The 26,361-nt window shown below is 67.1% G+C and carries 20 protein-coding genes; 17 read left to right on the top strand and 3 right to left on the bottom strand.

What is annotated here, in order from left to right:
- Positions 1 to 126 precede the first annotated feature (126 nt).
- Positions 127 to 861, top strand: coding sequence for a PadR family transcriptional regulator (locus tag F1D05_RS30725; RefSeq protein WP_185443879.1), 735 nt, complete (start codon positions 127 to 129; stop codon positions 859 to 861).
- Positions 858 to 1,253, top strand: coding sequence for a DUF1707 SHOCT-like domain-containing protein (locus F1D05_RS30720; protein ID WP_185443878.1), 396 nt, complete (start codon positions 858 to 860; stop codon positions 1,251 to 1,253). The genes F1D05_RS30725 and F1D05_RS30720 overlap by 4 nt, the downstream gene beginning before the upstream one ends.
- Here the strand turns inward: F1D05_RS30720 and F1D05_RS30715 are convergent.
- The gene (locus F1D05_RS30715; protein ID WP_185443877.1) at positions 1,250 to 2,293 is read right to left on the bottom strand and encodes a LacI family DNA-binding transcriptional regulator; all 1,044 of its coding nucleotides are present in this window, start codon (positions 2,291 to 2,293) and stop codon (positions 1,250 to 1,252) included. The two genes, F1D05_RS30720 and F1D05_RS30715, sit on opposite strands and share 4 nt — an antisense overlap.
- A 4-nt stretch (positions 2,294 to 2,297) precedes the next feature.
- Positions 2,298 to 4,694: a glycoside hydrolase family 3 N-terminal domain-containing protein gene (locus tag F1D05_RS30710; protein ID WP_206685896.1), complete on the bottom strand. Its 2,397-nt coding sequence runs from the start codon at positions 4,692 to 4,694 to the stop codon at positions 2,298 to 2,300.
- Between the two features lie 265 nt (positions 4,695 to 4,959).
- Here F1D05_RS30710 and F1D05_RS30705 point away from each other — a divergent pair, with 265 nt between their 5' ends.
- The 10 genes from F1D05_RS30705 (at position 4,960) to F1D05_RS30660 (ending at position 18,791) form a co-directional block, all read left to right on the top strand.
- Positions 4,960 to 6,306 carry an extracellular solute-binding protein gene (locus tag F1D05_RS30705; protein WP_185443876.1) on the top strand — a complete coding sequence of 449 codons (1,347 nt, stop codon included), beginning with the start codon at positions 4,960 to 4,962 and terminating at the stop codon, positions 6,304 to 6,306.
- 354 nt (positions 6,307 to 6,660) lie between these two features.
- Entirely contained in the window at positions 6,661 to 7,230 is a 570-nt protein-coding gene (locus F1D05_RS41225) for a carbohydrate ABC transporter permease (protein ID WP_246486103.1), read from the top strand.
- A 1-nt stretch (position 7,231) separates the two neighbouring features.
- On the top strand, positions 7,232 to 8,116 hold the full coding sequence (locus F1D05_RS30695; RefSeq protein ID WP_185443875.1) for a carbohydrate ABC transporter permease: 885 nt from the start codon (positions 7,232 to 7,234) through the stop codon (positions 8,114 to 8,116).
- 26 nt (positions 8,117 to 8,142) lie between these two features.
- Complete coding sequence (xylA, locus tag F1D05_RS30690; protein WP_185443874.1) at positions 8,143 to 9,306, top strand: xylose isomerase; 1,164 nt, start codon at positions 8,143 to 8,145, stop codon at positions 9,304 to 9,306.
- A gap of 205 nt (positions 9,307 to 9,511) precedes the next feature.
- Positions 9,512 to 10,192 (top strand): YdcF family protein, encoded by a 681-nt coding sequence (locus F1D05_RS30685; RefSeq protein WP_185443873.1) that lies wholly within the window; start codon positions 9,512 to 9,514, stop codon positions 10,190 to 10,192.
- A gap of 90 nt (positions 10,193 to 10,282) precedes the next feature.
- Positions 10,283 to 11,338, top strand: coding sequence for an acyltransferase family protein (locus tag F1D05_RS30680; protein WP_185443872.1), 1,056 nt, complete (start codon positions 10,283 to 10,285; stop codon positions 11,336 to 11,338).
- Positions 11,339 to 11,681: 343 nt separating this feature from the next.
- Positions 11,682 to 16,328, top strand: a complete 4,647-nt coding sequence (locus tag F1D05_RS30675; RefSeq protein ID WP_185443871.1) for a PKD domain-containing protein — start codon at positions 11,682 to 11,684, stop codon at positions 16,326 to 16,328.
- Positions 16,243 to 17,196 carry a PKD domain-containing protein gene (locus tag F1D05_RS30670; RefSeq protein WP_185443870.1) on the top strand — a complete coding sequence of 318 codons (954 nt, stop codon included), beginning with the start codon at positions 16,243 to 16,245 and terminating at the stop codon, positions 17,194 to 17,196. The genes F1D05_RS30675 and F1D05_RS30670 overlap by 86 nt, the downstream gene beginning before the upstream one ends.
- Before the next feature lie 182 nt (positions 17,197 to 17,378).
- On the top strand, positions 17,379 to 18,119 hold the full coding sequence (locus F1D05_RS30665) for a GntR family transcriptional regulator (protein ID WP_185443869.1): 741 nt from the start codon (positions 17,379 to 17,381) through the stop codon (positions 18,117 to 18,119).
- A gap of 144 nt (positions 18,120 to 18,263) precedes the next feature.
- Positions 18,264 to 18,791 carry a hypothetical protein gene (locus F1D05_RS30660; RefSeq protein ID WP_185443868.1) on the top strand — a complete coding sequence of 176 codons (528 nt, stop codon included), beginning with the start codon at positions 18,264 to 18,266 and terminating at the stop codon, positions 18,789 to 18,791.
- A 98-nt stretch (positions 18,792 to 18,889) separates the two neighbouring features.
- Here F1D05_RS30660 and F1D05_RS30655 read toward each other — a convergent pair whose 3' ends face one another.
- On the bottom strand, positions 18,890 to 19,921 hold the full coding sequence (locus F1D05_RS30655) for a LacI family DNA-binding transcriptional regulator (protein ID WP_185443867.1): 1,032 nt from the start codon (positions 19,919 to 19,921) through the stop codon (positions 18,890 to 18,892).
- A 102-nt stretch (positions 19,922 to 20,023) separates the two neighbouring features.
- Here F1D05_RS30655 and F1D05_RS30650 point away from each other — a divergent pair, with 102 nt between their 5' ends.
- The 5 genes from F1D05_RS30650 to F1D05_RS30630 all read left to right on the top strand — a co-directional run bounded on the left by F1D05_RS30650 (position 20,024) and on the right by F1D05_RS30630 (position 26,361).
- Positions 20,024 to 20,890 carry a carbohydrate ABC transporter permease gene (locus tag F1D05_RS30650; protein WP_185443866.1) on the top strand — a complete coding sequence of 289 codons (867 nt, stop codon included), beginning with the start codon at positions 20,024 to 20,026 and terminating at the stop codon, positions 20,888 to 20,890.
- A complete protein-coding gene (locus tag F1D05_RS30645; RefSeq protein WP_428995042.1) occupies positions 20,884 to 21,750 on the top strand; it encodes a carbohydrate ABC transporter permease in 867 nt (288 codons plus the stop codon). The genes F1D05_RS30650 and F1D05_RS30645 overlap by 7 nt, the downstream gene beginning before the upstream one ends.
- A 32-nt stretch (positions 21,751 to 21,782) precedes the next feature.
- Complete coding sequence (locus F1D05_RS30640) at positions 21,783 to 23,201, top strand: ricin-type beta-trefoil lectin domain protein (RefSeq protein ID WP_185443865.1); 1,419 nt, start codon at positions 21,783 to 21,785, stop codon at positions 23,199 to 23,201.
- A 31-nt stretch (positions 23,202 to 23,232) separates the two neighbouring features.
- Positions 23,233 to 24,477, top strand: coding sequence for an ABC transporter substrate-binding protein (locus F1D05_RS30635; protein ID WP_246486102.1), 1,245 nt, complete (start codon positions 23,233 to 23,235; stop codon positions 24,475 to 24,477).
- Between the two features lie 141 nt (positions 24,478 to 24,618).
- Entirely contained in the window at positions 24,619 to 26,361 is a 1,743-nt protein-coding gene (locus F1D05_RS30630; RefSeq protein WP_185443864.1) for a glycoside hydrolase family 35 protein, read from the top strand.

The following is a 26,361-nucleotide window of genomic DNA, read 5'->3' as shown; positions in this document are numbered from 1 at the left end:
CCTGCAACGTCGGAGCCGGCAACACGTACTCGACAGGAGATTCGACCGGCTGATTCCTTGGTTGCGATTGGTTCGCGATATATCGTCGACGTATCGGAACAGCTCCTGAGGGAACGGTGGTCCAGCATGACCGGATCGACGTACGCGGCCGGGTGGCCCTGGCAGCGGATGGCACAGCATTGTTCGTTCGTCGACGACATCAAGAGGGAATGGTTCGCCGCGATGAGCGGCGGGCGGCGCGGACACAGCGCGTTCGCCGGGCAGCACCCGTTCGGGCAATGGGGCGCCATGTTCGGCGGCGGCCCTGGCTTCGGTCCAGGTCCAGGCCCGGGCTGGGGTGGACAGCGCAACTGGGGGCGTGGGCCGAAGGCTCGCCGCGGCGACGTGCGGGCCGCGATCCTCGCAGTACTGGCTGAGCAGCCCATGAACGGCTACCAGATCATCCAGGAGGTCGCCGAGCGCAGTGGCGGCGCCTGGAAGCCCAGCCCAGGCTCTATCTACCCGACCCTGCAGCAACTCGAGGACGAAGGCCTGGTGACGGCGGATGCCGCGGTCGGGCGCCGGACGTTCACGCTCACCGACGAGGGCCGTGCGTACGTCGCCGAGCACGCCGACGAGGTATCGGCGCCATGGGAAGCGATGGCCGCGCCACAAGGCGACGACGACAACAGCCTGAAGCCGCTTCTCGGCCAGGTCGGCGCCGCGCTCTGGCAGATCCTCGCCGCCGGTAACCCCGACCAGCAGGAGAAGGCCCGCAAGGCCCTGTCCGAGCTCCGTCGCACCCTCTACTCGATCCTCGCCGACGACGAGCCGGACGACTCGGACGCGTCGGACCGACCGAACGACCGGGGCCGGTCATGATCCGGATCGGCGACGCCGAACGCGACCAAGCCGTGGCCGCGCTCAGCGAACACTTCGTGGCCGGCCGGATCACCCAGACGGAGTTCGAGGAACGCAGCGATCAGGCGACGCGAGCCCGGTACGACGAGGACCTCGGGCCGCTGTTCGCCGACCTCCCCGGGCCGGAAGCCGCCCTGCAACCACAGTTCGCGTACGCCGTCGCCCGGCGCCCCGGGCGGCCTGGTCCGCAGCGGTTCAACCCACCGCCGTTGTTCTGGCTACTACCGATCCTGATGATGGGCCTGGTCGTCGCCAGCATCACCTTCGCGGCGCCGTGGGTCTTCTGGATCCTCTTCTGGGTCGTCATGATCGGCGGCCCGCGTGCCCGCTACCGCCGCCACCAGCCGCACTAGGAGCCGACAGACTCCAACGCAGGTTCGTTCGCCGAGCTCCGGACGATCAGCCGGGTGGCAAGTTCGACATGGTGCGAGTCGACCTTCTCACCGGCTGCGAGCTGAAGGGCGGTCCGGAGCGCGACAGCGCCCATCTCGCGCAGCGGCTGCCGGATGGTCGTCAGTTGGGGCGACGCGAGGCGGGCGACCTGCGTGTCGTCGAAGCCGACCACACTGAGCTCCTCGGGAACGCGTAGCCCCCGCGCCCGAGCGGCTTCGATCGCGCCGAGGGCGACCTCGTCGCTGCCGGCGAAGATCGCGGTCGGCGGTTCCGGTAGGTCGAGCAGGGCCGCCCCGCCCGCCAGCCCGTCGTTGTACAGGAACTCGCGCAGCCACACGTATTCCTTGGGCACCGGCGCGCCGGCTGCCTCCATCGCGCCGCGGAATCCGTTCATCCGGGCCTGGTTGCAGCCCGACGTCGGTGGGCCGCCGAGGTACGCGATGCGTCGGTGGCCGAGTGACAGCAGGTGCTGGGTCGCCGCCATCCCGCCCGCGAAGTTCGTCGAGCCCACGCTGGTCACGTCCGGCTGCGCGATGTTGACCGGGTCGACGACGACAAGCGGCAGCCTCGCCCGCGACAACGCGGCCAGGTCGGCGGTCGTCAGCTCACACGTGATTCCGATCGCGGCACGGCGCCCGGTTGCCGCCATCGCGCGCACCCACGGCTGTGCCCGCCCTGAACCACCCCCTTGCGGGTGCGGCGGCCTGGAACTCACCACCACATCCACATCGGCAGCCTGGGCGGCTTCGACCACGCCCTGGATCACCTCGACCGAATAGCTGTTGAGGAAGCCCTGGTAGAACAGCTCGACCGTCTGCCGCTCGACCGGCTCGGGCCGGCGCCCGACGTACTCGTGTTCGCGGAGCACGTCCTGCACCCGCGCGCGGGTCGCCTCCGAGACGTCGCTGCGTCCGTTGAGCACCTTGGAGACCGTCGCGACCGACACCCCTGCCGAGGCGGCGACGGTGGCCAACGTTGGGCGGCCGGTCAAGCGCGGCACCTCCTCACACTTCTCGGGTTATGGGCGTCAGGTCGACAGGGGTGATCATCCTACGATCGTGTCCGACGACGCGCGTATTTCCGGTCAGCCGCACGCTCGCGCGACACGGCAGATCAGCCGACGAAGTTCCCACCAGTACTTCGAGGTCGCCTGCCTCGACGATGCGGCGAAGGTCCGGCCCGCTGTACGCCGTACGGTCGGCGTGGACGTGGAAGGTGACGTCCATCGCGGCGCCTGGCTCGAGCGATATCCGCGCAAAGCCGGTCAGCAGCTTCACCGGCCGGGCGACCTGGGCCACCACGTCGTGCAGGTAGAGCTGGACGACCTCGTCGCCCGCCCGCGAACCGGTGTTGCGAACCCTGACGGTCGCGGTGAACTCGCCGTCGGTCGCGATCTCGGTGTCGCTGAGGCGCAGATCGCCGACCTCGAAAGTCGTGTACGACGACCCGAAGCCGAACGGGAACAGCGGCACGGTCTCGAGACCGCTGATCCCGGCACTCTCCACGCTGCCGAGCGGCGGCTGCAGGTAGGTCGCAGGCTGCCCGCCCACGTGGCGCGGGATCTGCACCGGAAGCTTGCCGCCAGGCACGACCCTTCCACTGAGCACGCCCGCGATCGCAGCGCCGCCTTCCTGGCCAGGGATGAAGGCCTGGACGAGGCCGGCCGCGCGCTCCGCGATGTCGCCCAACGCGTAGGGCCTACCGGACACGACCACCACGAGCACCGGCGTACCGGTGTCCAGGAGTTGTGCGAGCAATTCAGCCTGTACGCCGGGGAGGCGCAGGTCCTCGGCGTCGCATCCCTCGCCCGACGAACCGTGCCCGAACAGGCCGGACAGGTCACCGACGTAGGCGATGCAGAGATCGGCGTCACGGGCTTTGTCCACAGCCTCGGAGAATCCCGATCGATCATCACCGAGAACCGGGCATCCTTTTGAGTACAGGAGTTCAGCGCCCGGAAGCTCATTGCCCAGGGCATCTACTGCGGACAGGACCTCGATGCCGAGGTCGCGATCGGGATAGCGAGGTAGGACATGGTTGGGGAAGGCGTAGCAGCCCATGAACGTCCGCGGGTCGTCGGCACAGGGCCCGACGACGGCAATCCGTTGCAGCGCGGGGCGATCGTCACCGAGCAGCGGAAGTGCGGTACCGGCGTCGAGCAGGACGATCGAGCGTTCGGCCAATTCACGAGCGAGAGCACGGTTCGCCGGCGAGTCGAGGTCCACCCCGTCGGCGACGGAGCCGGCCGGGGTCCAGTCCTGATCGAGCAGGCCGAGCCGAATCTTCTGCAGAAGCAGGCGTCGGGCCGCTCGATCGACGAGGTCCTCCGACAGCTCCCCCGACTCGACCCGCTCGATCAGACCCGCTCCGAAACCGATCGTGTCGGGCAGCTCCACGTCGGTTCCGGCGGTCAGGGCAAGGGCGCCCGCGGCATCGGTCGAGGCGGCGACGCGATGCATGGTGGCAAGGAACGGGACCGCCCAGTAGTCCGAGACGACGGTGCCTTCGAAACCCCAATGGTCTCGAAGCAGCTCGGTGAACAACCACGGATCCGCACCGGCCGGGAGTCCGTCCACATCGGAGTACGAGCTCATCACCGAATCCGCGCCGGCGGTCGCGATCGCGGTCTCGAAGGTCGGCAGGATGATGTCGAGCAGCTCGCGGCGCCCGATCGACACCGGCCCATGGTTGCGCCCACCGCGGGCGGCGGAGTAGCCCGCGAAGTGCTTCAGCGTTGCGATGACGCCGGCGCTCTGCAGACCACGCACGTACGCCGAGCCGAGAATCGCGATGAGATACGGATCCTCACCCATCGTCTCCTCGACCCGGCCCCAGCGATAGTCGCGGACCACGTCGAGCACCGGCGACAGACCTTGGTGGACACCGACAGCGGCCATGTCGCGCCCGATCGTCGCGGCCATCCGCCGCACCAGCTCGGGATCGAAGGTCGCACCCCACGCGAGCGCGGTCGGGTAGACAGTCGCGCCGTACGCCGTGAAGCCCGTCAAGCACTCCTCGTGAACCAACGCCGGGACACCCAGCCGCGATCCCTTGAGGACGACCTCGTGCTGACGGACCAGCTCCGCCACGCCCTCCTCGACCGTCAGCGGGACACTCCCCCAGACCCGGGTGAGGTGGCCGAGTCCGTGCCGGCTCGCGTCCTCGAGCGAGACCGATCCGCCGGCCGCGAAGACGTCCTGCATCGGCGCGACGTTGAGCTGCTCGTCGGAGGGCAGTTCGGCCTCGGCCATGTCGTTACCGGCCCAGCGACTACCGAGTTGAGCGACCTTCTCGGCGAGCGTCATCGCCTCCAGCAGGAGGTCGGCCCGCTTCTCGGCCGGCAGCGAGACGTTCTGCCACGGACGCTCGTCCGGGATCACCGGCGGAACAGAGGTCGTCACGAAATTCTCCCTAGTTGTCGGCCGAGGCAGTAAGAAAGTATCGAAACATTTCGAGACTTTGCGTGCATGCTGTGAATACCGAGCGGCTCCAGAGCAACGCTGTGTTTCCCCTGCTCATACGGCGTATCCGCATCGTAACTCTGACTCGTGATTGTCCTGAGTTCAAGACCTTGACAGCAACACGCTCGAAACCTACGTTACGAAACATCGCAGTTCTTAACCGGTTAGTGCTTCGGCACGGAGTACGGAGATCACAGTGGATCCCATGACGACATCCCGGCGTACCTTTCTCCGCCTGACCGCCGGCGGCGCCGTCGCCGCGGGGCTCGCGGCCTGCGGCACCTCCGGCCCGAAAAGTTCCGGCAGCTCGACCGGCGGCACCGCGAGCGGTTCCGGGGCCACCTATTGGTCCCTCACCGGCGCTCCCCAGCAGGCCATCCGGGAGGCGCAGGTCAAGCGGTTCAACGACGCGAACTCGGGCACCCAGATCAAGCAGACCGAGTTCCAGAACGACGCGTTCAAGCAGAAGATCAAGACGGCGATCGGCGCCGGCCAGGGCCCGACGCTGATCTGGGGCTGGGGCGGTGGCGGGCTGAAGAGCTACGTCGACGCCAACCAGGTCGAGGACCTGACCGGCTGGTTCGGTGAGAACGCCGAACTGAAGAACTCGATCTTCCCGTCCGCCTTCGGCGCGGCCACGGTCGGCGGCAAGATCTACGCCATGCCGGTCGAGACCACCACGCCGATCGTCCTGTTCTACAACAAGAAGGCCTTCGATCAGATCGGCGCGCAGCCACCGCAGTCGTGGGGCGACATCATGGACCTGGTCCCCAAGTTCAACGAGAAGAAGATCGCGCCCTTCTCCCTCGGTGGACAATCGCGCTGGACCAACATGATGTGGCTGGAGTTCCTGTTCGACCGGATCGGCGGCAGCGAGGTGTTCCAGAACATCTTCGACGGCCAGGCGAAGGCCTGGTCCGACCCGTCGGCGCTCAAGGCCCTCGACGAGATGCAGAAGCTGATCAAGGCGAACGGCTTCATCAAGGGCTTCTCCTCGATCACCGCGGACTCCAACGCCGACCAGGCGCTGCTCTACACGGGCAAGGCCGCGATGATGGTGCACGGCGCCTGGACCTACGGCGGCATGAAGGGCGCCGGCGGCAAGTTCGTCACCGGCGGCGATCTCGGCTACATGAACTTCCCGCCGGTCGACGGCGGCAAGGGCGACCCGAGCGACACCGTCGGCAACCCGGGCCAATACCTGTCGATCTCCTCCAAGGCGAGCCAGGCCGAGAAGGACACCGCGAAGAAGTTCCTGTCCACCTCCACCCTGGACGACGCATCGGTGGACGCCTGGGTCAAGTCCGGCAACATCCCGGTGGTCAAGAGCGCCAAGGACAAGCTGGCTAGCGTGACGGACCCGAACGACGCCGCCTGGCTGAAGTTCGTGTACGAGACCTCGTCCGGCGCGAAGAACTTCGCCCAGTCCTGGGACCAGGCGCTCAGCCCGACCGCCGCGGAGACGCTGCTCGACAACATCGCGAAGCTCTTCCAGCTGTCGATCTCGCCGCAGCAGTTCGCGGACAGCATGAACCTGGTGATCGGCAAGTGACGGCGGCCGCTCCCCCCGGCGTACCGGCTGTCTTGCGGCCTTCCTCCTCGCGCGCCGGGCGGAGCGGCTCGGTCGGCTGGATGGTGGTCCCGGCGCTGATCATGTTCGTCATGTTCGGCGTCGTCCCGCTGGCCGGCGTACTGCTGCTCAGCTTTGCCCAGTGGGACGGTCTCGGTGACATCCACACCGCCGGTCTGTCCAACTGGAGCACGGTTCTTCGCGATCCCGCGCTGCCGCACACGGTCCTGGTGACGTTCGAGATCATGTTCCTCTCGTGGGCCGTGCAGACCCCGCTGAGCCTGCTGCTCGGGGTCTTCCTGGCCGGGCCGCCAGCGGTACCGCGCGCTGCTGGCGGTGCTCTACTTCGTTCCGCTGCTGCTCAGCTCGGCGGCGATCGCGATCACCTACAAGGCGTTGCTCGACCCGAACTTCGGGCTGGGGGCCGGGCTGCACCTGGAGTTCCTGAGCCAGGACTGGCTGGGCAAGGGCAATCTGGCTGTCGGCGTCGTGATCTTCGTCGTCTCCTGGCAGTTCATCCCGTTCCACTCGCTGATCTATCAAGGCGGCGTCCGGCAGATCCCGACCACCATGTACGAGGCGGCCTCGATCGACGGGGCCGGGCGGATCCGGCAGTTCTTCAGCATCACGGTGCCGCAACTCAAGTACACGATCATCACGTCGTCGACGCTGATGGTGGTCGGCTCGCTGACCTTCTTCGACCTGATCTTCGTGCTGACCGCCGGTGGACCTGGTGATGCCACCCGCGTGCTCGCACTCGACATGTACAAACGCGGGTTCCAGGCGAACCTGATGGGTCCTGCCAGCGTGATCGCCGTGCTTCTCGTCGTACTGGGCCTGTTGCTCGCCCTGCTGCTGCGACGACTCGGCGGCAGCACGACGGCCAGCCAGCAGGAAGGTGCATGAGATGGCAGTGCTGACCACAAGCACGGCGACCCGGCCGTCGGGCGCGAGGCCGTTGGGCCTGCGCCGGCTCACCCAGCTGAACTGGTTCGGCGGTGCGGCGGGCTGGCTGTGGCTGGTGATCGTGTTGATCCCGCTTTACTGGATCGTCGTGACCAGCTTCAAGGACCAGGGCGCGTTCTTCACCCAGAACCCGTTCGCGCTGCCCACCGATCCGACCATCGCGAACTACCGGCTCGTGATCGAGTCCGATTTCCCGCGGTACTTCGTGAACAGCGTGATCGTCACGGCCGGCACGATCCTGCCCGCGGTGGCGATCTCCTTCATGGCGGCGTACGCGATCGTCCGCGGCGCCGGTAGCCGGTTCCTGGCCGGGATCAACGGTCTGTTCCTGATGGGACTGGCGATCCCGTTGCAGGCGACGATCATTCCGGTCTATCTGCTGATCATCAAAATGCATCTGTACGACAGCCTGCTGGCGCTGATCCTGCCGTCGATCGCGTTCTCGATCCCGCTGTCCGTGCTGGTGCTGACGAACTTCATCCGCGACGTGCCGAAGGAACTCTTCGAGTCGATGCGCGTCGACGGCGCCACCGAGTGGGGAATGCTCCGCAAGCTCACGCTTCCCCTGACCAGGCCGGCGCTGGTGACGGTCAGCATCTACAACGGGCTTGGTGTCTGGAACGGGTTCCTGCTGCCGCTGATCCTGACCCAGAGCCCGGACAAACGGACACTTCCCCTGGCGTTGTGGACATTCCAGGGGCAGTACAGCGTCAACGTGCCCGCAGTGCTGGCCTCCGTCGTACTGACCACACTTCCCATCGTCATCCTTTACGCGCTCGGCCGTCGCCAACTGCTGAGCGGACTCACGGCCGGCTTCAGCCGGTAATCCCATTCCTGGTAGGAGGAACCACCATGACCGATGCCGACTTCACGCCCACCCGAGAGGACAAGTTCTCCTTCGGCTTGTGGACCGTCGGCTGGCAAGGCGTCGATGTCTTCGGCGGTCCCGTCCGGCCGGTGCTCGACCCGGCCGAGGCTGTCCGCCGGTTGAGCGATATGGGTGCCTACGGCATCACTTTCCACGACAACGACGTGTTTCCCTTCGGTAGTTCGATCGCCGAGCGCGACGCGCACCTGAAGCCGTTCCGGGCCGCATTGGAGGAGACCGGACTCGCCGTACCGATGGTGACGACGAACCTGTTCGCCCACCCGGTCTTCCGCGACGGCGGCTTCACGAACAACGACCGCGACGTACGCCGGTACGCGATCCGCAAGGCGGCCGACCAGCTCGACCTCGCGGCGGAACTGGGCGCGGAGACGTTCGTGGCGTGGGGCGGCCGCGAAGGCGCTGAATCGGGTGCGGCCAAGGATGTCCGGGCGGCACTCGACCGGTACAAGGAAGCCTTCGACGTGCTGGGTTCCTACGCGATCGAGCAGGGCTACGACATCCGGTTCGCGATCGAGCCCAAGCCGAACGAGCCGCGCGGCGACATCCTGCTGCCGACGATCGGTCACGCGCTCGCGTTCATCGAGTCGCTGGAACACTCCGAGCGGGTCGGCCTGAACCCCGAGGTCGGGCACGAGGAGATGGCCGGCCTCAACTACGCGCACGGGATCGCGCAGGCGTTGTGGCACGGCAAGCTCTTCCATGCCGACCTGAACGGCCAGAACGGTCCCCGCTACGACCAGGACCTCCGTTTCGGCGCCGGCAACGCCCGCGGCGCCTTCTGGACCGTCGACATCCTGGAGAACGGCGGCTACGACGGCCCTCGCCACTTCGACTTCAAGCCGCCCCGGACCGAGGACATGGACGGCGTCTGGGCCTCGGCCGCGGGCTGCATGCACAACTACCTCGTCCTCCGCGCCAAGGTGCAAGCCTTCCGCGCCGACCCAGAGGTCCAGCAGGCCCTCCTCGACGCCCGCCTCGACCAACTCGCCCAGCCCACCCTCGCCCCCGACGAAACCATCGCCACCCTCCGCACCGACTCCTTCGACCCGGACGAAGCCGGCCAACGCGGCATGGCCTTCGAACACCTGGACCAACTAGCCCTGGACCACCTCTACGGCACCCGCTAACCCCTACAAGCGCCCACCCCGTCGCACCTCCTAGGTCGTCGGGGTGGACCTGAACTGCCAGCACTCACCAACCTCCGCTGCTTGGATTCGGCCAAGCCTGCGCGGACCGCTTCCGGGGCGGGAACGGCAAGTTGGTGGGTGCTGGTTTGTAGGTCCCACCCGTCGGGGGTGGAATGTGGGCTGTTGGTTCGGCATGCTGGTTCGGATGATTGACGACGATCTCCGCACTCTTGGGCGGTATCTGGCGAGGCGGGATATCGACGAACTGGGCCGCAAGGTCGATCTGCTGGTGCTGATGGGGAGCGCCGTGCTGGAGTCGGTCGAGGTCACGGCGAGCGCGTTCCATCAGAAGGTGACCGAGCGCATCCTGATCAGCGGCGGGATCGGGCACTCGACCCGATATCTGATCGAGGCGATCGAGCTGCGTGGGCTCGGCCAGGTGGACACCGCGGGGCGGCCGGAGTCGCACATCTTCCGGGACCTGCTGATCGGAAGGGGAGTCAGCCCCGCCGCGATCGAGGTCGAGGACCGGTCGACGAATTGCGGGGAGAACGCGGAATTCTCCCGCCAACTGGTCCAGACCGCGACGTCATTGCTGCTGATTCAGGATCCGACCATGCAGCGGCGTACCCACGCGTCTTTCGAGCGCGCCTTCCCCGGCACCGAGCTGATCAGCTTCGCCCCGGTCATCCCCGACGGCTGGTCGGGCCGGCGATTCGTCTCGCTCGTGCTCGGCGAGATCCGGCGGCTGCACGACACGCCCGAGGGATACGGTCCGCGCGGCGCCAACCATATCGGCCATGTCGACGTCCCACCCCATGTACTCCTTGCCTACCGCAACGTCGCGGCGGAGCATCCCGAACTCGTCCGTCCACCCGGAGGTTGACCCGCCGTGCCGACATCATCCGATGGTCGTGGGCCGAGATCAGGCCGTGGTGGTTTGATCTCAGGCCGTCAATACGATGGAGTGTCCGTCGTGAACCGCCCACGCTTGCACGAGATCGACCTGCTCCGAATCATCGCGGCCATCTCCGTGATGGCCTACCACTACCTGTTCTCCGCGTACGCCGGTGGTCTGTCCGGCCTCCACTTCCCGCACGCGGACCCGATCGCCCGGTACGGCTACCTCGGTGTCGACCTCTTCTTCACCATCAGCGGCTTCGTCGTGCTGCTGAGCGCGTGGAACCGGCCGCCGCGATCATTCCTGATCTCCCGGATCGTCCGGCTCTACCCGGCGTACTGGATCGCGGTCACGGTCACGGCGGTCGTCTCGGTGGCCTTCAGTCAGGGCAGGTTCCCGGTATCGATCGGGCAGTACCTGGCCAACCTGACGATGTTCAACTCGCTGCCGAACATCGAGAACGTCGACGTCGTCTACTGGACGCTGTGGGCCGAGCTCAGGTTCTACGCGATGATCCTGGTCCTGACCTGGATCGGCGTCACGACCAAGCGGGTCACGATCTTCCTCTGGGGCTGGCTGGCCGCCACCTTCATCTTCGAGACCGGCGTCCTTCCGCACGCTGCGGACCTGGTCCTGAACACCCAGTTCTCGCACTACTTCATCGCCGGCATGGCCCTGTGCATGATCTACCGCAACGGACCCGGTCTGCAGTCGCTGGCCATCTTCGTCATTGCCCTCGGCAACGCCGTCCCCCGCGCCATCGGGTTCGCGGACCGCGTCGGCGTCCGCTACCAGACCACGCTCCACAGTTGGGTGGTCGTCACCATCGTCGTGGTGATCTTCGCGGTCATGCTGCTGGTCGCTCTGGGCAAGACCCAGAACCTCGGCAAGCCGTGGTTCGCAGTACTGGGCGCCCTGACCTATCCCCTGTACCTGGTCCACGCGCACGTCGGTTTCATCATCTTCGAGCGCGTCGGCCCGCACGTGAACGCGATTCTCCTCGTCCTCGCGACGATGGCGCTCATGATCGGCGTCGCGGCAGCACTCCACTACGGCGTCGAAAAGCCACTGGCACCCCGCCTCAAGCAGCTGCTCGAAAGACTGCCCCAGCGGGCGAAAGTCACTACCTGAAATACCGGTGGATTCGGTACCGAGTGACCTAACAGGAGCCGCCAAAACCCTCACGCTCGGTAGCGATAACGGGTTGGAATGCCCAATATCCGCCGGAAGACTTGCACGCAGCGTGGCGGACTGCCACAGTCAGCCCTGGGGATCCGGGGGCGGATCTTTGGGGTGGGATTCGTGGTCACTGGGGGGTGACGGGCAATGTTTGTCGACGTCGTTGTTACACGCGTGCCTGAATCCACAGCTTCGGCACATTCCATTCAAGACGCCTCACCAAAGGGAACTCCACCATCGGCCCGGCAGCATGCCGGGCCGCGTCCTGTTCTCTGAATCTGGTTGGTGAGTGATTGTGTCCCAGCTCTTCGCTCGATCCGTTCGCGGCCGAAGGCGGCCCGTCAGCCTGCTGCTCGCCGCGCTAGTCGCGCTCGTGCCGGCGGTCGCTTTGACCACTGTGCTCGCGGGGTCCGCCTCGGCGGCCGCAGGGCAGTTGTCCTTTGTCGCGGCCACCAGCAACGGCGGAAACCGAACAGCTCATACGGTCCGGGTGCCTGCGACGGCCCAGGCCGGGGACGCACTGCTGCTGTACATCACCACCAACGAGACGACCAGCGTCATGAGCGACACCGTGACCGGCTGGACGTTGCTGCAGTCCCGGAACGGCAGCGGAGTTCGCGGCCGGCTCTGGACGAAGACCGCTGTCGCCGCCGACGTCAACGCCAACGTCACGGTGACCACCAGCCTCGCGGCCAAGTCCGTGATCGGGGTCGCCGCGTACCGCAGTACGGGGAACGCGACGGTGTCCGCCTCGGCAGTCGCCGGATCGGACGTGGTGGCCACCAGCCACACGGCTCCGGCCGTGGCAGTGGCCGACACGAACTCCTGGTTGGTGAACGTGTGGTCCGAGAAGTCCTCGGTCGACCTCACCTGGACCCTGCCGGCCGGTTCGACCCAGCGGACCACCGCCGCGATCACCGGCTCGGGCAAGATCAGCTCGGTCTTCGCCGACTCCGCAGGCGCAGTGCCGGCCGGTACGGCGGCAGCCAAGGTCGCGACCACCAGCGCATCCACCTCACGGGACGTGCAGTTCTCGATCGCGATCAGTCCCGGCCAGGTCGCGGACCCCGTGAACCAGGCTCCGCATGCCGCCTTCGTCTCCAGCTGCAACGGGCTGCTCTGCGGATTCGACGCGTCTGGCTCGAGCGACCCGGACGGCAACACGCTCACCTACGCCTGGAACTTCGGTGACGGCCAGACCGGCACCGGCGTCAATCCGAACCACACCTACGCCAGCGACGGCGCCCGGACCGTGACCCTGACGGTCAGCGACGGCTCTCTCACCAACGCCGTCACCGGTACGGTCAGCCCGATCGCCACGGTCAACCAAGGCGACGTCTCCTACGTCGGCGCGGCCAGTACGGCGGGCAACCGGCAGTCCCACTCGGTCAAGATCCCCGCGAACGTGCGGCCCCAGGACCGGCTGCTGCTCTTCCTCACGACCAACGACACCGCCAGCACCATCACCGACACCGTGCCGGGCTGGACCCTGCTGCAGTCGCGTGACGGCAACGGAGTTCGCGGCCGCGTCTGGACCAGGCAGGCCACTGCCACCGATGCCGGCACCGACGTGACCGTCGACGGCAGCGCGCTCACCAAGTCCGTGATCAGCGTCGCGGCGTACCGCAGTACCGGCGTCGCCTCCGTGTCGGCCTCGGCCGTTCGCGGGCTCGACACCTCCACGTCGAGCCACGTAAGCCCGACGGCCCCGGTGGCCAAGGGCAACTCGTGGCTGGTGAACGTATGGTCCGAGAAGTCCTCGGTCGACCAGACCTGGACGCTGCCGGCCGGCGTGACCCAGCGCAGTACCGGAGCCAGCACCGGCACCGGCAAGGTGAGCTCGGTCGTCGGCGACTCGAACGCCCCGATCGCCATCGGCACCGCTGCCGCCCGGACCGCGACCACCAGCGCCGCGACTTCACGCGACATCGACTTCTCCGTCGTCCTGGATCCGGGTCCGGACCAGACCGCGACCAACGAGGCGCCGATCCCGGACTTCACCCTCGGCTGCGCCACGATGACGTGTGAGTTCGACGCGAGCCGCTCCTACGACCCGGACGCCGACCCGCTGACCTACAGCTGGAACTTCGGTGACGGCCAGACCGGGACCGGCGACAGCCCGACCCACACCTACTCCACCGTCGGCACCCGTACCGTCACCCTGACGGTCAGCGACGGCACCCACACCGCCACGAAGACCGGCACGGCCGTCACGACGGCCAAGCTGCCCGGCCCGGGCCACAACCGGATCGTGCCGGACATCCCGCGGACGAACATGCCGCAGATCGACGACGGCGAGATCTGGGACATCGAGATCGTCGGCAATCGCGTCTACGTCGCGGGCGGCTTCACCTCGATCCGCAACACCACCGGCACCACCACCTCGATCCCGCAGGCGAACCTGGCGGCGTACGACCTGGCCACCGGCCTGGTCGACACCAGCTTCCGGCCGACCTTCGGCGGCGGTGGTGTCGAGTCTGTCGAGGCCTCGCCCGACGGCACCAAGCTGTACGTCGCCGGTAGCTTCAATGCCGTCAACGGGGTCACCAAGCGCGGCGTCGCCCGCTTGACCCCGGCCACCGGCGCACCGGTGACGACCTTCACGGCCAACACCGACATCAAGGCGACCGAACTGGCCGTCACCAACTCGACCGTCTACATCGGCGGCCGGTTCAGCACCGTCAACGGCGTCCCGCGCAACGCGCTGGCCGCGGTCGACGGCAACACCGGCGTGGTCCGTACCGACTTCGTCAACAACATCACCGGCGGTATCGGCAGCAACGGTGAGCTCACGGTGCAGCGACTCAAGCTGACCCATGACGAGGGCACGCTGATGGTGGTGCACACCGGTCGCCAGGTCAACGGCCAGGATCGGTACGGCATCGCGCTGATCAACGCCCGCACTCAGAAACTGCTGCCCTGGCGGACCAGGCTCTGGGACGACAACCTGCAGTTCGTCGGCGGCATCCAGCGCATCTACGGCGGCGACATCTCGCCTGACGACTCGTACTTCGCCGTCACCAGCGGTTCAGGTGGCGACCGTCCGCCGATCAACGACACCGTGGTCGCCTACTCCTTCGCCGGTGGCGACAACGCCCAGCCGCTGTGGATCTCGCGCAACTTCGACAGCACCTACTCCATCGCGATCTCCGAGGTGGCGGTCTACATCGGCGGCCACTTCGCCTGGAACGAATCCCCGACGTCCCCGCAGCCGTGGCCAGGTCTGGACGATGTCGGTTATGGCACCGGCCAGGGCCTGTCCGGCTACGGGCTCGGTGACTCCGTGGTCCACCGCGAGCACATCGGCGCGCTGAATCCGGTGGACGGTACCGCGCTGGAGTTCAATCCAGGATCGAACTCCTTCGAGGGCAACAAGGCGATGGAGGTCACTCCCCGCGGGTTGATCACCGGCGGTGACGCGACCACGCAGGGCGAGTACAACGTCGGACGGATGGCGTTCTACGACTTCAACTCGGTGCCGGCGACGAACGGGGTCGAGACGACGATCACCGATCCGATCGAGGGCCGGGTCAAGCCGATCAACCAGGAGTTCACCATCACCGGCAATGCCTCGGCCAACCAGGGCCGGACCGTCCAGCGGGTCGAGGTCGAGATCCAGGACCGGGACAGCCGGCGCTACCTCAACGACGACCTGACGACCTGGGGAACGACCACCAGCAACACGATCAACGCCACCCTGGCGACGCCGAACGCGGCGTCGACCGGCTGGTCGCTGCCGCTGACGATCCCGCAGAACCGGGCGCTGAAGGTACTTGCCCGCACGATCGCGAACACCAATGCCGCGGACACCTCCAAGGCGACGAAGAAGTTCGAGACGTTCGGCACGACCGATGCGCAACCGATCGCCACGATCACCGGGCCGACCACGAACGTCGTCTCGACGACCACCTTCGTCATCACCGGCCGGGCCACCGACGACCTGGGCGTGAATTCCCTGAGCCTGACGCTCCGCGATTCCAGCAACCGCTACCTGCAGGACGACGGGACCGTTTCGGCGACGTACAACGCCTTCCGGATCACGCCGGACGTCGTGGGCGGAACCAACACCACCTGGTCCTACGAGGTGACGGTGCCGTTCGAGGGCACCTGGCAGGCACAGGCCAGGGCCACTGACACCACCGGCCAGGGCCGCCCTGGACACCGCCGACCGGTCCTGGATCGTCTCCACCACCGGTATCGCACCATCGGTGTCGATCAGCTCGCCGGTCACGATGGTGCCACCGACCGCGGCCCAGCCGCTGACAGTGGCGCCGGGCAGCCCGATGACGTTCGCGGGCTCGGCCAACGACGACCAGTCGCTGGACACCGTCGAGATTCAGCTGCGAAACACCACCACGCGCGAGAACCTGGCCTCCGACGGGACCTGGAGCACCGATGTGACCGCGGGCTGGTACCGGGTCTCACCGGTGCACGTCAGCGCGCCGAGCTACAACTGGTCCTACACGACACCGTTCAACCTCAAGCCCGGCACGTACACCTTCTCGGTCCGGGGCACGGACGAACTGGGTCTGATCACGGCATCGACCAACCAGGGCAAGCTCACGATCAACGCCCAGATCCCCGGCGACACGCCCCCGGACACCACGATCACGCCGACCGGCACGATCACGGGTGTCCAGGTGCTGCACCTCGACCTGACCGGTTCGGCCACCGACGGCCAGGGAGTGGCGGAGGTACGGGTCTCGCTGCGGGACCAGGACACCAGTCGCTACCTGCAGCCCAACGGCACCATGGCCGCCGCTTTCGCGACGCTGCCGGCCAGCCTGGCATCGCCGAACGCCACTTCTACGACCTGGACGTTACCGATCGACCTGCCGACGGCAGGCGACTGGGCGGTGACGGCCTATGCCTTCGACACCGCAGGGCAACAGGACATCTCGAGCACCGGAGCGACGTCGCGCTACCCGGTCTACCCGGGTGACAACCCGCCGGTGCTCAACGAGTCCCTGCTCACGCCTACCGAGGGCACGGCATTCACCGACGGCAAGATCTTCATCAGCGGCCGCGCCGAGGACGACCAGGCCATGCAGCGGGTCGAGATCGCCGTCGTGGACTCCCTGGGCAGGTACATGAGCTCGACCGGAACATTCACGAGTACTACGGCCAGCTGGCGGACGTCGTTCCTCACCAGCCCGGGAACGCCGGGGTCGAACTTCTCCTACACCACGCCGGTCATCCCAGCGGGCTCGTACACCGTGCAAGTCCGGGGGGTCGACCAGCACGACCAGATCACGCCGATCCCGTCCGTGCGGCATGTGACGGTGTCGATCCCGCCGGGCAACAACCCGCCGGTGGCGGCCTTCACCATCGCGTGTAACCAGAACGTCTGCACCTTCGACGGCCGCAGTTCGACCGACGAGAACCCCACGGCGCTGACCTACTCCTGGAACTTCGGCAACGGCACCGGCAGCGGCGCGGTGGCGACCAGGACCTACACCAGTGCCACCACCTACACCGTCGTCCTGACGGCGACCGATGAGTGGGGCGCAGTTGGAACGGCGACTCAGACGCTGACGATCACCGAGCCGACGAACAACGTTGCTCCGACCCCGGTGATCAACCCGCCTTCCTGCGCAGGGCTGTCCTGCAACATCTCGGGGGTGGGTTCCACCGACTCCAACGTCGGCGACACCTTCACCTATCTGTGGAACTTCGGCGACGGTACGGCCACGAGCACCGCCTCGGCCATGTCGCACACGTTCCCGGCAGCCGGTACCTACACGGTCACGCTGACCACGACGGACGGCTGGGGCAAGGCTGCCAGCATCACCAGGCAGGTGACCGTCTGACTGAAGTGATCCAAAGGAGGGGGCGCCGGTGACGGCGCCCCCTCTTCCATGTCTCGCACGCCTGGCTCACCCGTAAAAACACCTGATGGCACTTGGTAGACTGTCTACCAAGTGCCATCAGGTGTGGTCCAGACTGGTGATTTTCTCGACCGAACGTCCGCGGAACACCGGGGAAGGACCTCATGACCGCTCTCAGCACGGAATCCGCCGATTCCCCCGGTGTGCGCCACGTCAAGCGGCCGACGCCGCTGCGTGAGTCGGTCTACGAGGCACTCACCGAGATGATCATCGACGGCACCCTGGAGCGCGGCAGGCACCTGGTCGAGGTTGAGCTGGCCGGCATCCTCGGTGTCTCCCGGCAGCCGGTCCGCGAGGCGCTCCAGCGGCTCAACAACGAGGGCTGGGTCGATCTGCGGCCCGGTTTCGGCGCGATGGTGCACGTGCCCGCGGAAGACGAGGTCGACCAACTGCTGGCCGCCCGCGCGGCGCTCGAGTCGGAGTCGGCCCGGCTGGCCGCCCGGCACGCCACTAAGGAAAACCTCGCGAAGCTCAAGGACCTCTGCAAGGTCGGCGCCGCCTTCCACGAGGCCGGCGACACAGACGGCGCCGTCCGGACCAACGGCGAGCTGCACAGCCTGATCACCCAGCTGTCCGGGAACCGCTTCCTGGTCGACTTTGCCGGTCAGGTCGACCGCCGCGTCCGCTGGTACTACACCCCGCTCGCCCCCGTCCGCGGCGCTGCCTCCTGGCGTGAGCACACCCGCCTGGTAAAAGCGATCAGCGACGGCGACGAGGACAAGGCCGCCCAGATCATGCGCGAGCACACCGAACACACCCGCAAGGCGTACCACGAGTACCAGGCAAGCAACGACGCTCCCGCCCCGGCCGCGACAGACAAGAAACCCACCACCCGCCGCCGCTGACACCTCGTACGTCGGCAACGCCGCCGCGCCCCGATCCCTCAACTGATGCGGAGTCTTCCGACCGCGAACTGCGGGCCGGCGGCGTCGGCGGTCGCCCTGGACTTCCGGCGCCGTGAATGACGGGGTTCGGGGGAAGATGTGCGCATGAACGAGGATGAGGACTTTCAGGCCGCGCAGGCTCAGCTGATGGAAGCCGATGCTGAAGCTGAGCGGATCAGGCAGGAGACTGAGGACACCGCAGCTGATCCGGCGGTTCAGGAAGAGTCGATTCGGCAGTCCAACCTGGTTTATGGCGGGCTGGCGGCCGCGGGGTTGGTGGTGGTGCAGCCGTTCCTGACCGAGTCCTCGCTCGATCCGTCTGCGACGGTATGCGTTGTTGCGTTCGCTGTCTCGATTCCGTTGCTCGCAGCGCTCCTGGTGCTGAATCGGCAGGAGGCGTTTCGTCGGCGGGCGTCCAGATCGCCGTTCGTCGAGTTGGCCAGGGCGGTGGCGCAAGGCTCGGCGTTCGCCGGCATCACGGCGGCCTTCTGGCATATCTCCATGCTGACGGGGATCGTGTTCCTGGCGATGGGGTTCGTCGCGACCGGAGTGCATTCTTCGGGCTATGTGCAGTTGGAGTACGACTCGAAGTTCCGTTCGAGGTTCCGTCGCCGCAAGGCACCCGACGCGTAGCCAAACAGCCCCGGCCGCGCGAACGCCGGGATCGTCCCGGCCCGACATCGCCGGTCCCGGGCGGATCGGCCTGGGCAGCCAGGCCGGCAGCAAACTCGTCAGCTACGAGGTGGCGCTGTGCTCGCCCGCACCACCAGTTCCGTCGCCACAGCGACGGGCTGGTGGTGATGCTCGCCCGCCTGCATCTCGTTGACCAGGGCATCGACGCTGCGGCGGCCGACCTCCGCGAAGGACTGCCGGATCGTGGTCAGCGGAGGCCAGAAGTGTGCGGCCTCTTCCATGTCGTCGAAACCGACGACGCTGATGTCGCCGGGGACCGCCCGGCCGTGCTCGTGCAGCGCCCGCAACAGGCCGAGGGCCATCTGGTCGTTGGCGACGAAGACCGCGGTGACCTCTGGATCCGCGGCGAGCTCGCGGCCGGCGTCGTACCCGGAACCGGCTGACCAGTCGCCGGTCAGCACCGGCGGCACCGGGCAGCCGCGATCAGTCAACGTCTGCCGCCAGGATCGCAACCGGCGCGAGGCGGCGAAGGACTCAGCCGGTCCGCCCAGGTGCCACACCGTCCGGTGCCCGAGGTCGAGCAGATGCTCGGTGGCGAGCCGGGCGCCCTGGGCCTGGTCGGTGTCGACGATCGGATAGTCGAAGTCGGCATTCGAGTCCACCACGACCACCGGCAGTCCGTCCGGCAACAGCACCTCGGCCTCGTCGAGCTGGTGCGCCTCGATCAGGATGATCACGCCGTCCACGGCCTGCTCGCCGAGCCGATCGAAGGCACCCGACAGGGCGCCCTGGGTGGCGTCCAGCACCGGTATCAGGTTCACCGCGTAGCCGCTGGCCGTCGCCGCCCTGGCGATCGCGTCGAGGGTGCGCGTGTTACCGAAGCTGGACAGCTCGAACACGATCACGCCGATGCTGCGGAACTGCCCGTTGCGGAGCGCGCGAGCCGCGCTGTTCGGCCGGTAGCCGACCTCCCGCATGGCTGCCAGCACCCGGTCGCGGGTGGCCTCGTCGACGTTGCGCCGCCCGTTCGCCACCCGTGAAACGGTCTGCCCGGAGACCCCCGCGAGCTGGGCGACGTCGGCCATCGACGGGCCGCGCCGGCGGCGGACCGGCGTTTCGTCCGCTGTCATCGGCGGCTCCTTTCGCTCCAGCCGAACTATAGACATGTTGACGTAAACACGTTAGCGTCCCGGCGAGTCATGTTGACGTAAACATCGGAGGTCGGCGACCAGATGCACCGAGATACCAAGGGATGGGTCTTCGTCGGCCCGTTCCTGGCCGTTTTCACGCTCACGTTCCTGGCCCCGATCGGGTACGCGATCTACCTGAGCCTGTTCCGCGAGCAGGCGTTCTTCGGCGGGAACGTGTTCGTCGGCCTCGACAACTACGCCGAAGCGATCGGCGACTCGAAGTTCTGGGAGTCGTTCCTCCGCGTGCTGGCGTTCCTGGTCGTCCAGGTGCCGGTGATGCTCATCCTGGCGTTGCTGGCCGCGCTCGCGATCGACAGCGCCCGGCTGCACGGCGCGAACTTCTTCCGGATCGTGATCTTCCTGCCGTACGCCGTACCGGGTGTCGTCGCCGTCTTGATGTGGGGCTTCATCTACGGCAACAACTTCGGGCTGGCGGCCGACCTCAACGACCTGCTCGGCACTACCGCGATCCAGCCGCTCAGCGGCCACTGGATGCTCCCGTCGATCGCCAACATCGTGACCTGGGAGTTCGTCGGCTACAACATGCTGATCTTCTACTCGGCGCTGCGGACGGTGCCGGAGGAGTTGTACGAGGCGGCCGCGATCGACGGCGCGGGAGCGATGCGGACGATCCGGGCGGTCAAGCTGCCGGCGCTGCGCGGCGCGGTCGTGATCGCCACCATCTTCTCGATCATCGGCAGCTTCCAGTTGTTCAACGAGCCGAACATCCTGCGCCCGCTGGCGCCCAACGTGATCACGACTTACTACACGCCGAACATGTACGCCTACAACCTTTCCTTCGCCGGCCAGCAGTTCAACTACTCCGCGACAGTCGCCATCGTGATGGGCGTCATCACCGCCGTGATCGCGTACGTCGTCCAACTGCGCGGCTCGCGGGAGGCATTGTGAGCAGGACGTCGCCGTTGCGGCCCAAGCGTTCCCCGCTACTGACCGGGCTGATGCTTCTCTACCTGATCTACACCCTGGTCCCGCTGCTCTGGCTGTTCCTGAGCGCCACCAAGACCCAGGGCGATCTGCTCGCCAGCCCCGGGCTGTGGTTCGGCCACCGCTTCGCGTTGTTCGCCAACATCCGCGACACGCTGACGTACGACGACGGCATCTTCCTTCGCTGGCTCGGAAACACCTTGCTCTATGTGGTTGTCGGCGCGGGCGGGGCAACACTGCTCGCGACCGCCGCCGGCTACGGACTGGCGAAGTACAAGTTCGCGGGCAGGCGTGCCGTCTTCGCTGTCCTGCTCGGCGCCGTGGCGGTGCCCGGTACGGCGCTGGCCGTGCCGACCTTCCTCATGTTCTCCAATCTCGGCCTGACGAACACGATCTGGGCGATCATCATCCCGTCCCTGGTCAGCCCGTTCGGCCTTTATCTGATGTGGGTCTACGCCTCCGACGCCGTACCGCACGACCTGCTCGAGGCGGCCCGGATCGACGGCGCCGGCGAGGTCCGGATCTTCTTCACGGTCGCGCTGCGACTGCTTGCCCCGGGCATCGTCACGGTCCTGCTGTTCGCGGTGGTGTCGACCTGGAACAACTACTTCCTGCCGCTGATCATGCTCAGCAAACCGAATCTCTACCCGCTCACCGTCGGCCTGACCCAGTGGAGCAATCAGGCGAGCGGCGTGGGCGCACATCCCATCTACAACCTGGTGATCACAGGGTCGCTACTGACCATCGTGCCCCTCGTCGTCGCCTTCCTGCTGCTCCAGCGGTTCTGGCAGTCGGGCCTGGCCGCGGGCGGCGTCAAACAGTGAGGTGTCAATCAGTGAAGGGAATCCGAGTTCTGATGAAAACTGCAGTTTGGCGAAGAGTCCTGACCGCGGTCGTCCTGGTGACCACCACGGCAGCGATCCCTGCGGCAGCCGCGGCGCCGAGTACCGGTCCGGCCGGGACGAGTGAGTTCCGGGGCGTGAACTGGGCGGACCCGCGCGACAACTACGCGTCCGACGCGGTCGTCCCGTCCGGGCTCGACAGCGCGGACGATTACGCCACGACGTACCGCAAGGCCACCGGCATCGTGCTGGAGTTCCGCCACGAGTTGAAGGCCAACACGATCCGGCTGCCGATCAATCCGTCGAGTGTCGGGACCGCCTGGTGGCGGTCCTACCAGGCAGCGATCGATGCCTCCGTCAACAACGGCTTCAAGGTGATCCTCAGCTACTGGGAGGCGAACGATGCCAAGGACGGCCGGGTCGACGACCCCACGGCGTACGCCGGTATGTGGGACACGGTGGTCAAGAAGTACGCGAAGAACCCGCGGGTGTACTTCGAGCCGATGAACGAGCCGTTCGGCTACTCCCTCGACGAGTGGGTCGGTCTCACCTCGTCCTGGCTGGCACGGCACCGGGACGTCCCGCGCGGCCGGGTGGTCATCTCCGGTACGGGCTACAACGACAACGTCACCGGCGTCGGTGCGGCCCCGGAACTGAAGGGGACCCTGCTCTCGCTGCATTTCTACGGCTTCTGGGCCTCCGACACGACCGAGGCCGCGTGGCTGGCGAACCTGCGGCCCCGGATCGGTTCGTACGGCTGGCGGACGATCATCGACGAAGCCGGCTCACCGATGACCATCGGCCTGAACTACGGCAACCACGAGGGCAACGTGTACACGGCGTACCTCGGCGCCCTCACCCAGACCGCGCGCGAACAGGGCATGGGCATCGTCTACTGGCCCGGCCTGCGCAACGGCGACTCGTACTCGATGACCACCCAGGTGGCCGAGAAGGACCTCGTGGTCAACAGCCGCAGCGGTCTCGCGCAGTTGCAGTGGGGATGGGGACTGCTCAAAACGGAGCCGTCCAACAACCTGCCGCCGGCGCCTCCGGGTGAACCGCTGCGAAGCGTGGCCGGCGGCCGCTGTGCCGACGTACCAGGTTTCTCGACGGCTCCCGGGACGGCGCTGGATCTGTGGGACTGCAACAACGGCGGCAACCAGTCGTGGAACTACACGGCCGCCGAGCAGCTGACCGTCTACGCCGACAAGTGCCTGACGATCGGCGGCGATGGATCGAGCGCAGGCAGCCCGGTCACCATCGAGAACTGCACCGGCGCGTCGATCCAGGCATGGGATGTCCGCGCGGACCTGTCGGTCGTCAGTGTCGGCCACCCGGCGCTCTGCCTCGAGGCCGTCGGTACGGACAACGGAACGCCGGTCGCGGTCGGGACCTGCAACGGGCAAGCAAATCAGCAGTGGACGCGCTCGTAGCGCTCGTCCTTCATCAGTGAAAGGAACACCCATGAAGACCAGTCATCGGCACGGCCTGAGGCGACTCGTCGCCGTCGGCGCCGCCGTCACGGCCGCGTCGGTTCTGCTGGCCGCTTGCGGCGGCTCCGACAAGACCCCCACCAGCAGTGGGCAGGCGCAAGGATCGCCGGATGCCGTCAACGCCGCGCTGGAGAAGGGCGGCACGCTCACCTACTGGAGCTGGACGCCGTCCGCCGAAGCGCAGGTGAAGGCCTTCGAGCAGGCTTATCCGAACGTCAAGGTGAACTACGTCAACGCCGGTACCGGCAACGACCAGTACACCAAGCTGCAGAACGTCATCAAGGCCGGCTCCGGCGCGCCGGACGTCGCCCAGATCGAGTACCAGGCGCTGCCGCAGTTCGCCTTGCCGGGCTCGCTGGTCGATCTGCGCCAGTACGGCTTCGACACCTTCCAGTCCGCTTACACACCGTCGACCTGGACGGCCGTAAATGCCGGTGACGGCCTCTTCGGGCTGCCCCAGGATTCCGGCCCGATGGCCCTGTTCTACAACAAGGAGGTCTTCGACAAGTACGCCATCGCCGTACCGAAGACCTGGGACGAGTACATCGCCGCGGCCAAGAAGCTGCACACGGCCGACCCGAAGAAGTACCTGACCAACGACACCGGCGACGCGGGTTTCGCCACCAGCATGATCTGGCAGGCCGGCGGCAAGCCCTTCAGTACGGCGGGTAAGAACGTCACCGTCAACCTGGAGGACGCCGGCACGCAGAAGTGGACCGGCGTCTGGAACCAGCTCGTCACCGGCGGCCTGGTCGCGAACATCCCGGGCTGGTCGGACGAGTGGTTCAAGGCGCTCGGGGACGGCACCATCGCCTCCCTCGCCATCGGCGCCTGGATGCCGGGCGTCCTGGAGTCGTCGGTCAAGGCCGGGGCCGGCAAGTGGCAGGTCGCACCGCTGCCGACGTACGACGGTCAGCCGGCCACCGCGGAGAACGGCGGCAGCACCGAATCGGTACTCAAGCAGAGCGCGAACCCGGCGCTGGCAGCCGGTTTCGTCCGGTGGCTCAACCACGACGGTGGCGTGAAGCCGTTCCTGGCCAGCGGCGGCTTCCCGTCCACGACTGCCGATCTCGCCGATCCCGCGTTCCTCGACAAGAAGAGCGCCTACTTCGGCGGTCAGCAGATCAATCAGGTCCTGACCGGCGCGGGCCGGTTCGGTCGTCAAGGACTGGAGCTACCTGCCGTTCCAGCTCTATGCGAACAGCATCTTCGGTGACACGGTCGGCAAGTCGTACCAGTCCAAGTCCGACCTGAACACCGGGCTGAAGGCTTGGCAGGACGCCTTGGTCAGCTACGGCAATCAGCAAGGCTTCCAGGTCAACGGCTGACCTCCCCGCAGTACTGAAGAAAGAGACGCATGTCCGACTTCGCGATCGGTGAGTCCGATTTCCTGCTCGACGGTGAGCCGTTCCGGATCCTGTCCGGTGCGCTGCACTACTTCCGGGTCCACCCGCAGTCCTGGGCGGACCGGATCGAGAAGGCCCGCCTGATGGGGCTCAACACCATCGAGACCTACGTGCCCTGGAACGCCCACAGCCCGGTCCGCGGGGTGTTCGACACCGCGGGGATGCTCGACCTCGGGTCGTTCCTGCGGCAGGTCGCCGAGGCCGGCATGTATGCCATCGTCCGCCCAGGTCCCTACATCTGTGCGGAATGGGACAACGGTGGGCTCCCCGCCTGGCTCTTCGCCGAGCCAGGCGTCGGGGTCCGCCGGTACGATAAGAAGTTCCTGGTAGCGGTCGAGGAGTACCTGCAGCAGGTACTGCGGATCGTCCGGCCGCTCCAGGTCGACCAGGGCGGACCGGTGCTGCTGGTCCAGGTCGAGAACGAGTACGGCGCGTTCGGCGACGACCCGGAGTACCTGAAGTTCCTCGTCGAGGTCACCCGGCAGGCGGGCATCACGGTGCCGCTCGTGACGGTGGACCAGCCGAACGACGCCATGCTGGCCGCCGGCGGTCTGGACGGCGTACTGCGAACGGGATCCTTCGGGTCGCGAAGCGCCGAGCGGCTCCGCACTCTGAGGGCTCACCAGACCTCAGGACCGCTGATGTGCATGGAGTTCTGGGACGGCTGGTTCGACCACTGGGGCGGTCCGCATCACACGACCTCGGTGGCGGAGGCCGCGGCCGAGTTGGACGCGTTGCTGGCGACCGGCGCGTCGGTCAACGTGTACATGTTCCACGGTGGAACGAACTTCGGCCTGACCAGTGGGGCCAACGACAAGGGCGTCTACCGGCCGACCGTCACGTCCTACGACTACGACGCTCCGCTGGACGAGGCCGGCAACCCGACTCCGAAGTACGACGCGTTCCGCGAGGTGATCTCGCGGTACGCCGAGGTTCCACCCGCGACCGTGCGACCGGCCGCACCGGCACCGGCGTTCGAGGTGCCGCTCGGTGAACCGATCCGCCTGCTGGCGAATCCGGGCCGCTGGGGTGACTGGAGTGACCATGAGACCGCGCCGTCTCTCGACGAACTCGCCGCGCGGCTGGCTCTGTTCCGGACGGAGATCGACGTTGACGGTCCCGTGGCGCTCAGCGTCACCGAAGTACGGGACAGAGCACTGGTCTTCCTGAACGGGGACCCGGTCGGTGTCCTCGACCGTGAACAACATGATCAGACCATTTTCCTGCCGCGCGGGCGAGGCCGGCTCGAGCTCGTCGTCGAGGACCAAGGCCGGGTCAATTACGGCCCGCGGATCGGCGAGCCCAAGGGTCTGATCGGTCCGATCCGGCTGGGTCCGGAGGCGTTGTCCGACTGGTCGGTCTGCGCCATCGACCTGGACGCTGTCCCTGGACTGTGGGACTCGGCGGACACCGCCGATCCAGGCGTCGGCCCTACTGCCTGGCGGGCAAGCTTTTCAGCCGCGGAAGCCACCGACCACTTCCTGCGAACCGATGCCTGGGGCAAGGGTCTGGCGTGGATCAACGGCTTCTGTCTGGGCCGCTACTGGCGCCGCGGTCCGCAGCAGACCCTCTTCGTACCAGGCCCGATCATCCGGGCCGGCAGCAACGAACTCGTCGTCCTGGAACTCAATGCAGTGTCCGACCCGACCGCTCGCTTCGTACCAGGCCCGTCCTTGGGACCGCTCGAGCTGTAG

This window comes from Kribbella qitaiheensis, assembly GCF_014217565.1.
In the GTDB taxonomy this organism is placed as follows: Bacteria; Actinomycetota; Actinomycetes; order Propionibacteriales; family Kribbellaceae; genus Kribbella; species Kribbella qitaiheensis_A.
This window is presented reverse-complemented; position numbering and strand designations above follow the sequence as displayed.

Excerpts from the sequence above, each read along its gene's own strand:
- F1D05_RS30725 (WP_185443879.1), top strand. The coding sequence starts at position 127 with ATGACCGGATCGACGTACGCGGCCGGGTGGCCCTGGCAGCGGATGGCA.
- F1D05_RS30720 (WP_185443878.1), top strand. The coding sequence starts at position 858 with ATGATCCGGATCGGCGACGCCGAACGCGACCAAGCCGTGGCCGCGCTC.
- F1D05_RS30705 (WP_185443876.1), top strand. The coding sequence starts at position 4,960 with ATGACGACATCCCGGCGTACCTTTCTCCGCCTGACCGCCGGCGGCGCC.
- F1D05_RS30695 (WP_185443875.1), top strand. The coding sequence starts at position 7,232 with ATGGCAGTGCTGACCACAAGCACGGCGACCCGGCCGTCGGGCGCGAGG.
- xylA (WP_185443874.1), top strand. The coding sequence starts at position 8,143 with ATGACCGATGCCGACTTCACGCCCACCCGAGAGGACAAGTTCTCCTTC.
- F1D05_RS30685 (WP_185443873.1), top strand. The coding sequence starts at position 9,512 with ATGATTGACGACGATCTCCGCACTCTTGGGCGGTATCTGGCGAGGCGG.
- F1D05_RS30665 (WP_185443869.1), top strand. The coding sequence starts at position 17,379 with ATGACCGCTCTCAGCACGGAATCCGCCGATTCCCCCGGTGTGCGCCAC.
- F1D05_RS30660 (WP_185443868.1), top strand. The coding sequence starts at position 18,264 with ATGAACGAGGATGAGGACTTTCAGGCCGCGCAGGCTCAGCTGATGGAA.
- F1D05_RS30655 (WP_185443867.1), bottom strand. The coding sequence starts at position 19,921 with ATGACAGCGGACGAAACGCCGGTCCGCCGCCGGCGCGGCCCGTCGATG.
- F1D05_RS30650 (WP_185443866.1), top strand. The coding sequence starts at position 20,024 with ATGCACCGAGATACCAAGGGATGGGTCTTCGTCGGCCCGTTCCTGGCC.
- F1D05_RS30640 (WP_185443865.1), top strand. The coding sequence starts at position 21,783 with ATGAAAACTGCAGTTTGGCGAAGAGTCCTGACCGCGGTCGTCCTGGTG.
- F1D05_RS30635 (WP_246486102.1), top strand. The coding sequence starts at position 23,233 with ATGAAGACCAGTCATCGGCACGGCCTGAGGCGACTCGTCGCCGTCGGC.
- F1D05_RS30630 (WP_185443864.1), top strand. The coding sequence starts at position 24,619 with ATGTCCGACTTCGCGATCGGTGAGTCCGATTTCCTGCTCGACGGTGAG.